The organism is Shewanella sp. SM101 (assembly GCF_025654465.1).
GTDB classification, from domain to species: Bacteria; Pseudomonadota; Gammaproteobacteria; order Enterobacterales; family Shewanellaceae; genus Shewanella; species Shewanella oncorhynchi.
This window is the reverse complement of the sequence record NZ_JAKKRH010000031.1, coordinates 30,876-44,217: the sequence shown is the minus strand read 5'-3', so window position 1 is coordinate 44,217 and position 13,342 is coordinate 30,876. Positions and strand designations below refer to the sequence as shown.

Genomic DNA, 13,342 nt, shown 5'->3' with positions numbered 1-13,342 from the left:
TTTACAGTAGTTATCAAGATATTCATGTACTTACAGAATGCTAGCCAGCAAAACAAACTACATATTCTTAATCCCTAAAATAGCAAAAGGGACTCTATTTGAGTCCCTTGTTATTGAAATACAATATAAAAGTAAAAATATGCCACGAATTAAAATATGGCGTACTAAATACAATTAGTTACATAAACTTCAACATTAACGAGAGGGTAAAGTACCCTCGAATACGCGCACTTTGATGTTCTTTTTCAGGTTATCTTGGTCTTGTTGCCATTCTTGCCACTGGGTGAGACTGATACTGAGCTGCAATGAAAAATCAGTAGAAATCCACTGTTTTTGCCCTTGAGTATATTTAGGTGCAGGGACTATGTTACTGGGTCCAACGAAGGATGCAGAACACATAAAGGTTTTGAAATACACTTGGTCAATCGATAAATCGAGGGCGCTGGGTGATGTTAAACATTGACCACTGCCCGGCTCTTGATACGAGGCAAATTGATACAGAATTGCCGGTGTATTATTGGTACTATCGGGAACTGAAGCAGTTTGATGGCAAGATAAACAGCTACTTAATGCATTATCCGCAGGGCCATTTAGGCGCCCATTACACCCTAAGTGTCCCGCATTGGTGTGCTCATTCAAACGGCCAACGACCTCTTGAAATACCGCGCTATCCTTAAGCCCTGTGATTGGTTTTTGAGGGAATGCTGCCGCTCCCACAGTTGCTGGCGGCGTGTCATTCCCCCACATTAATCCCAGAGGTGAGATACGATCCCAAGGATTTTTCTCTTTCGCTTTAAACTGACCATCGGCGACAAAAGTGCCATAGGCCCATCCCACGGGTGAACGGCTGTCGCGCACTGCAATATCAAACTGCAATAAGTACACATCGGCGACAGAGCGCGGGCATTGCTCTGTTTCCTGTTGGAAACTACAGGCACTGCCATCGGCGTTTTTACATACACAGAAATCACTGGCACTGATATTGGCTTGCCAAACAGGTACATTTTCAAGGAAAGGATAGTTATTAGGCGTTGCAGTAGTGAACAGTAACTTGCCAATCACACTGCCTTCATTAAATGCAAAGTTTTGCTGGGGCATCACAGGTGATGGCGCCCCCGTCCATACCTTGCCAATGCTGTTTGCCGCCTGAGGATTATAAAAACCCACTGCCCACATAGTGGTTTTAAGGGAGCCTTGGCCTTTTATCTCCATAGTAACGGGGGCTTCTCGGGTCAAGCCATGGATAAATTCCCGCCCACTCATGGGATCATAGGTCTGATAGGGAATATGGTACCAAGAGCGCACCTTGTTGTTACACAGATCCCAGTCTTTACTGACATCGCCTTTGTCGATGTTTCCCTCTTGGATGTACTTCATCACAGCCCAGAGGTATTGCTCAGCTTGGGTATTTTTATCACTTTCACTCAGATTTTTATCAAAGGGATTGAATTTAAGCCAAGGTGCAGCGCTATCTGGTTTGGCACTCGAATAAGCATCACTGAGGCTAAAAATAGGCCCCTTCCAGCCAGAATAGGCTTGATTGATGGTGACCTGATTATCCCACATACCTGTTTTTGTAAAAGCAGGATCTTGGAAGTAACTTGGATAGGCTCCAGTACAGGTTGAATTTGCGTTAGATCTAGTGTTGGGCGATTGCTTATCTGCAGCTTTTGCGTTGACTGTGGTCAATGAACAAACGGTGAGCAGAAGTATGGCGGTAATGTTGAGTTTCATAATATCGTCCTTGAAGAGTATTAGTCCTAAAAACTCCCTTTGTGAGCCCAAAACTAACAACGGCTCGAATTAAGCATAGACTAATTTTTAACATCTTCTGTAAAGCTTAACGATTCACATATTAAGGATATAAAAAAGGCCGTTTAGTATGACTAAACGGCCGAAACATATTGCTTATTGGACTAGCCGTCCAAGCTATTTCTCAACTTCTTGCCCGCGCGTCTTCCACAGCGAATACAAGACACCTAAGACTAACAGACCAAAAGTCACACCAAGGGACACTGCTGTTGGGATAGTAAAGTCCACTATTCCCTCGTGATTGAAATACACTAAACCCACTTTCACCCCAATAAATACTAATACCACTGACAGCGCATATTTAAGGTATTCGAAACGGTGCACCATAGCAGCCAACGCAAAATACAAAGCACGTAGCCCCAGAATCGCGAAGATATTCGAGGTATAAACGATGAAAGGATCTTGGGTAATCGCAAAAATAGCTGGAATACTGTCGACTGCAAACACCAAATCCGCGGTTTCCACTAAGATCAACGCCAAGAATAACGGCGTCGCCCACCATCCTTTTGTTAACTGATGATCTTCGCCACGTACCCAGAATTTTTCTTTATGCAGCGTTGGCGTAAAACGCATCTTAGTGCGTAACCATTTATAAAACTTATTGTCTTGGATATCACCGTGCTCATCGTTTGAGAAGAGCATTTTCACGCCAGTGAAAATCAAGAAGAGTCCAAATAACACAAGTACACCTTGATACTGGGCAACAAGCACAGCACCAAGACCGATCATAATGGCGCGCAACACTATTACGCCCATAATGCCCCAGAAGAGCACTCTATGTTGGTATAAACGTGGGATACCTAAGCTACTGAAGATTAACGCGATAACAAATACGTTATCCATAGACAGTGATTTTTCAATCAGATAGCCCGTTAGGTATTCCATACCGGCGGTTGAACCCTTGTACCACCAGAGCCAGGCCCCAAACAATAAGCCCATACAGATATAAAAGGCTGAAAGCTTTAAACTTTCAGCCACGGTAATTTCATGCTGCTCCTTGTGCAATACGCCAAGGTCAAAGGCTAATAACGCCAGCACAAAACCGAAAAACATTAACCAAACCCAAAGCGGGTAACCCACAAATAGGGTGGTAAAAAACTCCATAAGTCTCCTTAGTAACACATAACGACTGATCTAAATCAGTAAAGTTGAGCAGATAGACATTGACTCATTGTAGAAATATAAACTGTGAAATCTTATATGAAAAATGCAACTATCAAGATTAAAATTCTTTTACAATCAATATAATTATGGTGCTTATTTATACTTATGCCTCGAATAAGTTCACTTCTCAATCACAGCGCTTCCCTGAGAAAATCATCTAACCCACCCATTCGTGACATTCCTTTAGATAGCAGCCTCGAACAAGCGCGTAGATGCTCTACCAATAATGCAAAATTGTTATCAATCATAAAACTTACACTATCCATTAAACGACGAACTACAGCTAAATCAAGGCTAAAGCCGCTAAGATAAAACTGCCACAGTTGAATTATGGCCACTATTTAGCACTCATTTCTTAACTGAAAATGAATTAATTTAACCGCTTAGTATTGCTATAGCGAGCCTTAAAGAACGGCTAAAAATGTTAGTTCTACAAAATATTCATCACTTTCAAGACCCTTGGCTGTTCCATATCATCCGAGTGTGATTAACTGCTGCAACAGCGCCGTCTTTTAGTGATCAAAAGCGCCGCGATAATCACAAATAATGAAAAATAATTAATAAAATTCATTACGATAAAATGAATCATTAGCTGCTCGGCGCATAAAGTGCCAGCATTGGGAGTTTTAAGTGTCAATAGAACAAAACCCGCCACACGCAATGCAGGGCCAACAAGGCTCGCCCCCAGCTGAAATGCTATTTGGGCATCCTAAGGGCTTATTTGTCTGCTTTTTTACCGAAATGTGGGAACGCTTCTCTTTCTACGGTATGAAAGCATTACTGTTTCTTTACCTGATTAAATATCATCTATTTACTGATGAATTTGGTTACAACGTGATTGGTGCTTACGGTGCCTTAGTGTATGCCATGCCCGTAGTGGGTGGCTTATTGGCCGACCGCTATATAGGCATGCGCAAAGCGGTGATCTTTGGCGGTGTTTTATTGGTGCTCGGCCACTTAGGTATGGCCTTTGAAGGCCATCAAGCGGTTATCGTTGCGGGTGAAGTTCAACGGGATGAACAAGCGCTGCAAGTATTCTATTTATCCCTCGCCTTAATCATTGTCGGTGTGGGCTTTTTAAAACCCAATATTTCCACCATAGTCGGTCAGCTTTATCCTAAATCATCCGCTAAGCGAGATTCTGGTTTTACCATTTTCTACGCGGGCATCAACTTAGGCGCCACCTTAGCCCCGCTAATTTGCGCTTATTTAGGTGAAACCTATGGCTGGAAGTACGGTTTTGGTTTGGCAGGTTTAGGGATGTTAGCAGGTTTGTTGGTGTTTATTCGTGGCAAAAAACATCTGCAAGGCTTCGCCGAACCCAGAGATCCTGCGCGGATTTTAAAGAAAACCGCCGGCATAACGACAGAACAATGGATTTACTTAAGCGCAATTGGCAGCGTAATCATAGTCTGGGGGTTGATTCAAACCCACTCCCTCGTACTTTCGATTAGCAGTTTATTACCCGCAGTGAGCCCAGTGATTTGGTTCTTGCACTCAGTATCACTAGTGCTCGCCCTTGGTATTGGCTGGTTCATGGTGAAACATTGTAATCCGATTGAACGTCAACAGATGTCGGCTTTGCTGCTTTTCATCGTTGCGGGTTTGGTCTTCTTTGGCTTATATGAGCAGACCTATGGCTCTTGGGTAGCATTTTCGGACCGTGTGATGGACCGTAACATGCTCGGCCTCGAATGGAGTGCGGGACAGCTAACCTTCCTCGGTGCCTTCTTTGTGATCAGTTTGTCGCCTATCTTCGCTTGGCTGTGGCCAGCCCTCGCCCGTAAAAATTGCGACCTAAGCAAACCAGTTAAAACCGCACTCGGTATTTTGTTCGCGGGTTTATCCTTTATGGTACTTGTGCTCGGGATCCAGATGCCGCTAAGCAGTGGCTTAGTGAGTATTTGGTTCTTAGTCGCGGCTTATTTTGTATTAGAAATCGGGGAGTTATTGCTGTCGCCCATAGGCTTATCTGCCGTGACTCAGCTTTCGGTAAAACGCGTTGTCAGCCTGATGATGGGTGCTTGGTTCCTCGGCACTTCATACTCTGAAATCTTAGCCGCCGAATTAAACAAGCTCGCCGCGATTGATACCCAAGGCGGCATAATAAGTGACGTGCCGAGTGCGATGGCGCTATACGAGCAACTGTTTATCTTCTCGGCGCAAATTGGCGTGGTGATGGCATTAGTCTTCTTTGCCCTTGCGCCATTAATGAAGAAAATGATGCACGAGAAAATGGCGACTCACTCAGTTTAAGCACACAAACAGAAAGTCGGTTGGCTTACTTTCGCCCTCTGAGGCGACGGTAAGCCAAGACGATAAGGTGCAAAGTAAGTAACCCCGTAAAAGCCGCGCAGAAAAACAGTAATGCAATCGAGTTTACATCCCTAGGCGCATCACGATAAAGCCACCACCACAGCGGCCAGCCGATGGCCGATAAAGCCGTAAGCTGCCACATACAGCGTTTGCAGCGACCAATCTTTTGTCTGAAAATTGACGTTTTACAATCACCGCAACTCATAAATCCCCAATAACATGATGGCAGTATATCTAAAACTAAAGCGACACTTTAAGCCTTGCCATCCCTTGATTAATAGAGACGAGCGCACGATAACCTAAATCTCGTTTAGCTGCGCTGATATCAAAATAATGGCTGCAGGATAACTGCCGTGCCACGAAGCGCGTCATCATGGGCTCTTCTTGCTTCTTTAGTAGAAAATACACAGTTTCCAACACGGCGCCAGCTACATATGCTACAGATTGAGGCACACGCTTAGTCACTGGCGGTAAAGCATCGCAGGCCAAAATCAGATTGATCATCTCGGCCATAGTGATGGGTTCATCATTACTCAGAAAATAAGCTTTCCCTTGACACTTAGGCTTTGCTTGGCAAAGTTCCAGTGCCGCCAGCACATGGGCATAGGCAGCGTTATCTATGTAGATGGTATCGACTAGCTTATCTTCGCGGCCAACCAGTTTAAGCTTACCTAAACGCCCGCGCGACAAGACCCGAGGTACTAGATGGGGATCGCCAGGCCCCCATATCAGATGCGGCCTGAGTGCGACGGTTTTTAACGCATAGGGTGCAGTGGCTTGAGTCGTCACTTGGCTAGATACTTGAGTCACACTAGGATTTTCAAGTGGCATGTCACCCACTTGATTGGCGTCGAGCATCATCTTTTCAGCGATGGCTTTAGAGTGGGCATAATGATTCAGGAATCTGGTAGCATAGGGAGTAGACTCATCAATACCCGATTCATCCTGCCCTGCAAAGGTCACACTCGGGGTACTGGTATAAACTAACTTATCTATTTTTAATGCCTTACAAGCGGCAATCACATTGGCAGCGCCCTTCACATTCGGACAAAAATAGCTGTCTCTGTCACCCCAAACACCTGCTTTAGACGCCACATGAAATACAATATCGCAGCCTTGCATCGCCTGTTGCAGCAGAGCTTTATTGACTAAATCCCCTTGCAGCATGACTACGCCCAGTGCTTCAAGTTCGGGATAATGCCCACGCGCAAAACCTGTGACTTTAATGCCCGCAGCTAACAATCTCAGGCAAATCGTTTTGCCTAAAAATCCCCCCGCCCCCGTGACAAAGGCGTGTTGCACCTTAAGCGCGAGCTGCGCGAGTGCCGTTTGTTCAGCCGCATCAAATTGGGCAAGCGTCGTGCTCTTGATTGGGTCTTTCGTCATTAAGGGTATCCATTTCAGCACATTTACATGAACTTAAAGTCGGTGTAATAAGTTTAAAATAAGCACAAGGGCTTAAAAATAAGCGAGTTTGTTCAAATGAACACAGAATATAACGTAAAAAATGCAGGAAAAAGCCGTGGAGTTTTAAATCAACCTTTCGTTTGTGATTGTGCCCAAACGGCTAATTTTTCTCTAAAAATCTTGGCATTATGCCGCACATCCACAGGGAAATCAGGATGGATAAGAAACCGCCTTATGCCCTGAGTCTGCGTAAATTGCTCGGCAATGGCGATCAAATCTTGGTACAACTGCTGACTCTTATTGCACACCAATGACTGGTCGAGTTCGATACAAATTAACGGCTCTATCTCGTTCGCCACTTTCACTCCCACTAAAGCGGAGCGCTTCACATTGGGATGCGTATTAAAAATGCGCTCGCAGGGAATGGAATAATAACGTTTAGCAAACAATCCGTTAAGGGTAGCGTCGACTCTGTGGGCCTTACGACCACACATCCACAGAAGACCTTGATCATCAAGATACCCCAAATCGCCCATGCGGTGTCTAACGGTATTGGTTGCCGAATCCCAAATCTTGGCCGCCGCAGTCGCGCGTTTGCCTTGGCTTTCGTTTTGGCTAGCGTGCTGACTATTGTTTAGATAATAGGACTGACTCACCATAGGCCCCTGCACGACTATCTCGCCGATTTCACCGTTATTCAGCTGTAAGGCATCATCCCACTCGGGAATAACCTCTTCGCTGATAGCAATAATGCGAATCGTCACGCCATCGATAGCGCGACCGACACAGATACCACCGCCGTTATCTGTGATGTCAGTCGTGGCAAATAACGCATCGCTGGCAATCATACTAATAGGCAAAGATTCGGTTGCGCCGTAGGAATTTAAAATCGGCACACCTTGGCTCAGCATCTTACTAAAACGGGCGATGGAGGCAATGGTGGCTGGCGCACCCGCGGAAATCACCCGCTGTACGCTAGGCAATTTATGCTGTTTTTGTTCCCCCGCGCGGCCTAAACGTTCGAGCAAAGCGGGATTAACAAAAATATTACTGCATTGATATTTCTCAATCGCGGCAAACAGGAATTCAGGATTGGCGGTAATGGGCTTGCTGGCATCCATTTCAGGAACGATAGACGCCATACCGAGTGCGGGACCAAAGAGTGAAAACAGTGGAAACGTGGCGAGATCGCGCTCGCCATGGCAAATGCCATAATCGTTTTTTAATGCTTGGATTTGTGCCTCAAACATACCATGGCTATACACCACCCCCTTAGGCGTGCCAGTGCTGCCACTGGTAAATAAAATCGCCGCTATCTCATCAGATTTAAGCATCACCATGGGATATTCAGACTTTGGAGCAGAAGATTGCACTGAGGTGCTTTGCAGCAGAGTCGATAAACTTATCGCACCAGTACCGATACGGATTAACTTTGCCGCTAAGCCTGTTTTGCCGTCATCAACATTGAGTAATGACTTAATACTGCCCTTACCCCAACCAAATAGACGTCTAGCAATATGAGCCTTGGGAATACCGATAAAGGCATCGGGCGCGGCTTCAGCAAAACACTGTTTAAGATTGCGGATCCCCATGCCGGGATCAACTAGGATAGGAATAACCCCCGCTTTAAACAGCGCAAAAGTAAGTGCAAAAAAATCCAAACTCGGCGTGACCATAAGCACAACCTTCATGCCGCGCTCAATGCCATGGGCATTAAGCGCAAAGGCTATCGCATCGCTTTGTCTATCCAGATTAAGGAAGTCCAACTCGCTGTAACGCAAATTCGCCACAGAAGCGCCCTGAGCGCTTTGTACTGCTACCGCAAGATGATGGGGAATGGCATGGGCGGCTTGCTTGAGATGACGACAAATATTGGCATCACTGACCGTTGCTGACGTAGAAGAACCCGTTAAAAGCGGCGTTTCCAACGGCGTCACTAAAGGAGCAACCAAAGGAGCCACTTCAGTCTCAAGCAAGGTCGACATTAACCTGCGGCCTGTTCGGACGGCGCCGCTTCTACGTGGTCGTCAGCCATAAAATCTTTAATATGGGCAATCACTTCATCGCTGGCATCTTCCAAAATGTAGTGACCACAATCGGCAAACTCATGCACGGTCGCATGGGGCATGTGCTGACGCCATTTTGCTAAAAAGTGCTTATCGAACACAAAGTCCTTGAGACCCCAGCAGATCAGGGTCGGCACTTTAGCAAATTTAGGTAAACTAGCAGCAATATCAGAGACTAATTGATAATTTCTATCGCCTTCACGCAGTGGAATATCCTGCACAAAACGCAGCGTCGAAATGCGATTAGCCCAAGAGTTAAACGGCGCGACATACGCCTCGCGAATGTATTTCGACATCGGCTGGCGCTTAACACCCACATAGGAAGCAATAGACGAAAAGGCATTGAAACCGCGTACCAACACTGTGCCTAACAGGGTATTACGACAGATCCACAGCGGCCAAGGAAACGGTTTAGTCTCGGGCAAATGGAAAGCGCCCGTGTTCAATATCACTAGGCGTTTAATGCGCTCAGGATAACGCGCCGCATAACCCATACCTATCATGCCGCCCCAATCGTGTACAACTAAGGTAATGTTTTCTTTCACATTCAGGCTATCGAGCAGGGCTTCGAGATCGTCGATACGATTCTTAAGGGTATAGTCATAACCGCTATCGTCTGGCTTATCCGACAGGCCACAGCCGATATGATCCGGCACTATGCATTGGTGAGTGTCTTTTAAGGCGCTAACAAGATTACGGTAGTAAAACGACCAGCTAGGATTACCGTGAACCATCACCACAGGCTCGCCTTGGCCCTCGTTGATATAATGTAGCTTGTTGCCATTACGGCTAAGAAAATGACGTTTAAAAGGCAACAGAGTGTCTAACATGACGCTTCCTATCTTGATTCTTTATGAGAGCGAATAACGGGTTATGTACAGCTGGCTTAGCTTATCGACAGAACTAAAGACTAAGCTATCAACTGAATCATGGACTTACTGGGTTGACTCGAATGTATGCCAGCCATCAAGCAAAGGCGTGAAAAGGTGCACTGCACCCTACCACTTAATACCTAACATCATGCAATTCAATCCACTGCCTATGCCTAAAAAGCTCACTTGATCGCCCGCTTGTAAAAAGCCTTGATCGTGCGCCATCGCAGCGGTCACAGGTAACGACACTGTGCCCATATTGCCCAGTAGCTGATACGTTGGAAATTCTTTTTCGGGGGGAATATTGAGCGCACTCAGTACTTGCTTACGATTTGAAGCGCCTACTTGATGGCAAATCACTTTGTCCACTTGCTCAACCAGCCAATTACGCTGCTCAAGGAAATGCTCCCAAGTGTGCTTCGCCAATTCAACGCCTTCTTTAAGCAAGGTAACGGCATCGGTACGCATAAACTCACGGTACAGATTGTGCCCCACTTCCTGCAAACCCCATTGACACAACTGATGATGCTCAGGCGCCGATAAGTGCGATGCCCCCAGCAATTGATGCTGACGCACATTTGTCAGCGGCAAGCTACCGTCGGTAAGGATCACCGCCACGGCACCAGAACCACCGGTTAAGGTCGCCAGTGACTGGGCAAAATTCTGCATGGTCGGATCGGCCAGCATGTTATCGATAGTGACATCGACAATATCCCGCGCCGACTCACAGGACACCACCATACCCGCCTTGATTTGACCCAACTCAATACGGTTTGCGATATCTAAAATGCCCGATAACACCCCAAGGCAAGCATTGCTGATATCGTAAATCGCAGTGTCTTTTGACACCCCCAATTCGGCAGCAATACGACACGCGGTTGCGGGCTCATGTTGATCGCGGCAAACGCCGGTATAGACAACAGCACCTAAATCGGCGACATCAATCCCAGTTTCAACCATGGCTTTACGGGCAGCTTTAATCGCACCGTCGGACAATTGATGTCCTTTTGGCCACCAGCGGCGTTCGGTAATCCCAGTCAATGCGGCAAGCTGTCCCATAGGAATACGGAACTTTTGATACAAAGGAGCAAGACGAGACTCTAGCTCACTACTGGAAACCACAACAGGCGCCAGTTCATAGGCCAGGCTATTAATAAATACGCGGGAATATTTCATGAAACTGTTTTATTCGCTCACTAGAATGACTGACCAGCAGGTCAGCTTTCAGTTGTTATTCGTCATTAATGCGACATTTGAACAAGAAAAGCCCGATGATTCAATAAAAAACCATCTTGAGTGTAAGACTTGTCTCACAGCGCAGGTTCCAAACACGACGGTCCTGAATTCACTATCACTAAACTTAAATGCGCTAATATAGAAATAATTCATAAAAAACATCACAGTACAGCATATTTTTAGACGCGCAAAATTATACCGCCATTTTTTGCGCTAAAATCAGCGTATTTCTTGGTGTGACGCTGTTTGCACAAAATTCACCCACGCAAACACCATATCCTTGTTCCTGCAAAAAACAAGCGCGATCTAAGATTAACCACTGCTCCAGTGCACTGCGGAATAAATGCGCGACTAAATCAATACGGCGAGTTAATTGTTGTCTTTGTCGCCCAACGTCAAGCCAAGCTTCAAAATCCCTGTTTTTTGCAAGATTAACGACCTTAGTCTCGGCTGCCCACAGGCAAAAATCCGTAAAACTGCCGCTCAACTGGCTCTGTTTTAACGAGGGCAAAGGTAAATATTCGTCGATTTGTCGACATTCACGTTGCAGTGCATCAAAGCCTAAGCGCCACGCAATTTCTTGATGGCGTAGCGCTTGCTGTTTGGGATTAGCGATCACACTCTGCTGTAGCGGTAACTGTAAATCATGGCGACTGAGCTTTAGGCTGCTCTGCTGAGCAAGAATGGATAACGGCTGATAATGGCTCGCTTGAATTAAATGATAGCAACAGGGAGAAATAGCCAATGCCTGCGTGCCCGCCTCGGCCGCCAGCGTTAACAGCCGAACATGCAAATCTCCGCAGGCATGCAAAGCAACTGCTTGCTGCTGAGCAGTTAAGGGATGAGTTGTTAACGGATTCGCTGCTGAGGGATGTTCAACTGGTGTTTCGACAGTGGCTATAGCCCTGTGCTCAGCGCCAATAGCAAAGGCATCGGCGCAAATAAAGGTTTGCGATAACTGCCACTTATCAGCAAAAGCCTGCCCTGCTTCACATAATGGCGCTTGCCATTCTAAGCTCACCACTTCGGCGCCGCGAGCTTTAGCAATCAAGCGGCCCAAATGCCCTTTACCCGCACACCATTCCAGCACAGGTAAATTAAGCTGGGGTAAATGCTGCACAAAGGCGGTAATTTGCTGCCATTTTCGGCCTTTAATGTGAGCACTAAAGTGCGCCTCATCATCAAAGGACAAACCGCGGTCCTGCGCTTTATCTACCTTTGTGGTATAGGTAATTGCAATATCAGCAATGGCAGTGGTAAGCAATGACAAGTCCCAATCTTGGCCTAATGCCCTAAGATCTTGGCTTAATGCCGGTGACAGCGCCTTAACCAGTAAAGATTGCTCGGCGTCGAGTCCATCAAGCTCATCGTCAGCCAGCGCCCACACAGCTTCGGCCAACTGCGGAAAATCCTGTGCCCAAGGCAAAGCGTTCACTTCAAATGCACGCACTTGCCACAGGGCAGCACTCTTTTCAAGCAACTGATTAAGCTTGCTAAATTGCTGTGAGTAAGTGAATTGTTGCTGCAGATTATCTTGGTTCACGTCATGCCCAGTGTAAAAAATACTTGTCTCGTATTAGGCTGAGTAAATCTGCCCTACGGATGACTTTATGCGAAAAAATGTTAGTATCGCGGCCTTTAAACACTCATCCATATCGTTAACTGAGAAGACTCGGTTAACTAGCCATAAGGCTCCAAAGGACACCTATGCTTTCACCTTGCGTCGCACGCTGCGGTTTAAATGACGAAGACTACTGCATGGGCTGCTTTCGACATATCGATGAAATCGTCAGTTGGCGCACGAGCAGCGAAGCGCAACAGGCAGCCATTTGTCAGCAACTTCCCGCCCGTAAAGCTTTGTTTGAAGGCAGTGAAAACCAGCATATTTTAAGCCGTGATAAATGGTTAGCTGCCGAAGCGCGTTTAACCGACAAAGACTAAACGCCGCCTGCTAACGCCACCCTCTGCGCAAGCTCATCCTGCTAACAGCCCACAAGACTATTTTTTCAGCATTGATTTCAAGTCAGCAAAGGGATTGTAGGTCGCCGCCGCTTGCTTGGTTTCTGTGGTGCTACCGTAGCGGATCAATTCTTCAAAGCGAGAATGTTCGTTGTCATGGCAATACAGGCACAATAACTCCCAGTTTGAACCGTCTGAGGGGTTGTTATCGTGGTTATGATCACGATGATGCACTGTCAGTTCACTTAAGTTTTTCGGGGTAAACTCGCGGGTACAACGGCCGCACACCCAAGGATAAAGTTTTAACGCCTGCTCACGGTAACCGCCCTCACGCTTAGCTTTGTACTCCCGCGCATCGGCTAATACTTTATCTAACTTACTCTGGCCTGGCACTGATGACATAGTGTAATCCCTAAAACAAACCCTAAAAAAAATTGCCCCAAGGATAATCCGAGTTATCACTTGGGGCAATATATCCCGCACTTTGCGGGTTAATGGTGCACGATTTGT

The 13,342-nt window shown here is 46.3% G+C and carries 11 protein-coding genes; 2 read left to right on the top strand and 9 right to left on the bottom strand.

What is annotated here, in order from left to right:
* Nucleotides 1-195: 195 nt before the first annotated feature.
* Together L5M38_RS16680 and L5M38_RS16675 are read right to left on the bottom strand one after the other, a co-directional pair.
* The gene (locus tag L5M38_RS16680; RefSeq protein ID WP_263179724.1) at nucleotides 196-1,734 is read right to left on the bottom strand and encodes a hypothetical protein; all 1,539 of its coding nucleotides are present in this window, start codon (nucleotides 1,732-1,734) and stop codon (nucleotides 196-198) included.
* A gap of 195 nt (nucleotides 1,735-1,929) precedes the next feature.
* Nucleotides 1,930-2,916 carry a TerC family protein gene (locus tag L5M38_RS16675; protein WP_131525740.1) on the bottom strand — a complete coding sequence of 329 codons (987 nt, stop codon included), beginning with the start codon at nucleotides 2,914-2,916 and terminating at the stop codon, nucleotides 1,930-1,932.
* Nucleotides 2,917-3,606: 690 nt separating this feature from the next.
* Between L5M38_RS16675 and L5M38_RS16670 the strand changes: the two genes are divergently transcribed.
* A complete protein-coding gene (locus L5M38_RS16670; RefSeq protein ID WP_263179722.1) occupies nucleotides 3,607-5,232 on the top strand; it encodes a peptide MFS transporter in 1,626 nt (541 codons plus the stop codon).
* A 25-nt stretch (nucleotides 5,233-5,257) separates the two neighbouring features.
* Here the strand turns inward: L5M38_RS16670 and L5M38_RS16665 are convergent, their stop codons facing one another.
* The 6 genes from L5M38_RS16665 to L5M38_RS16640 all read right to left on the bottom strand — a co-directional run bounded on the left by L5M38_RS16665 (nucleotide 5,258) and on the right by L5M38_RS16640 (nucleotide 12,416).
* Nucleotides 5,258-5,497, bottom strand: a complete 240-nt coding sequence (locus L5M38_RS16665; RefSeq protein ID WP_263179721.1) for a DUF3624 domain-containing protein — start codon at nucleotides 5,495-5,497, stop codon at nucleotides 5,258-5,260.
* Nucleotides 5,498-5,532: 35 nt separating this feature from the next.
* The gene (gene oleD, locus L5M38_RS16660; protein WP_263179719.1) at nucleotides 5,533-6,678 is read right to left on the bottom strand and encodes a 2-alkyl-3-oxoalkanoate reductase; all 1,146 of its coding nucleotides are present in this window, start codon (nucleotides 6,676-6,678) and stop codon (nucleotides 5,533-5,535) included.
* A 149-nt stretch (nucleotides 6,679-6,827) separates the two neighbouring features.
* Nucleotides 6,828-8,684: an olefin beta-lactone synthetase gene (gene oleC / locus L5M38_RS16655; protein WP_263179717.1), complete on the bottom strand. Its 1,857-nt coding sequence runs from the start codon at nucleotides 8,682-8,684 to the stop codon at nucleotides 6,828-6,830.
* On the bottom strand, nucleotides 8,684-9,595 hold the full coding sequence (locus L5M38_RS16650) for an alpha/beta fold hydrolase (protein WP_113938892.1): 912 nt from the start codon (nucleotides 9,593-9,595) through the stop codon (nucleotides 8,684-8,686). The genes oleC and L5M38_RS16650 overlap by 1 nt, the downstream gene beginning before the upstream one ends.
* Nucleotides 9,596-9,763: 168 nt before the next feature.
* Complete coding sequence (locus tag L5M38_RS16645; protein WP_028760522.1) at nucleotides 9,764-10,813, bottom strand: 3-oxoacyl-ACP synthase III; 1,050 nt, start codon at nucleotides 10,811-10,813, stop codon at nucleotides 9,764-9,766.
* Between the two features lie 253 nt (nucleotides 10,814-11,066).
* Nucleotides 11,067-12,416, bottom strand: a complete 1,350-nt coding sequence (locus tag L5M38_RS16640; RefSeq protein ID WP_263179716.1) for an SAM-dependent methyltransferase — start codon at nucleotides 12,414-12,416, stop codon at nucleotides 11,067-11,069.
* Nucleotides 12,417-12,580: 164 nt separating this feature from the next.
* Here L5M38_RS16640 and L5M38_RS16635 point away from each other — a divergent pair, with 164 nt between their 5' ends.
* Complete coding sequence (locus L5M38_RS16635; RefSeq protein WP_006085323.1) at nucleotides 12,581-12,814, top strand: DUF1289 domain-containing protein; 234 nt, start codon at nucleotides 12,581-12,583, stop codon at nucleotides 12,812-12,814.
* Nucleotides 12,815-12,871: 57 nt separating this feature from the next.
* Here L5M38_RS16635 and L5M38_RS16630 read toward each other — a convergent pair whose 3' ends face one another.
* Nucleotides 12,872-13,234, bottom strand: coding sequence for a YajD family HNH nuclease (locus L5M38_RS16630; protein ID WP_006081075.1), 363 nt, complete (start codon nucleotides 13,232-13,234; stop codon nucleotides 12,872-12,874).
* Between the last annotated feature and the right edge of the window lie 108 nt (nucleotides 13,235-13,342).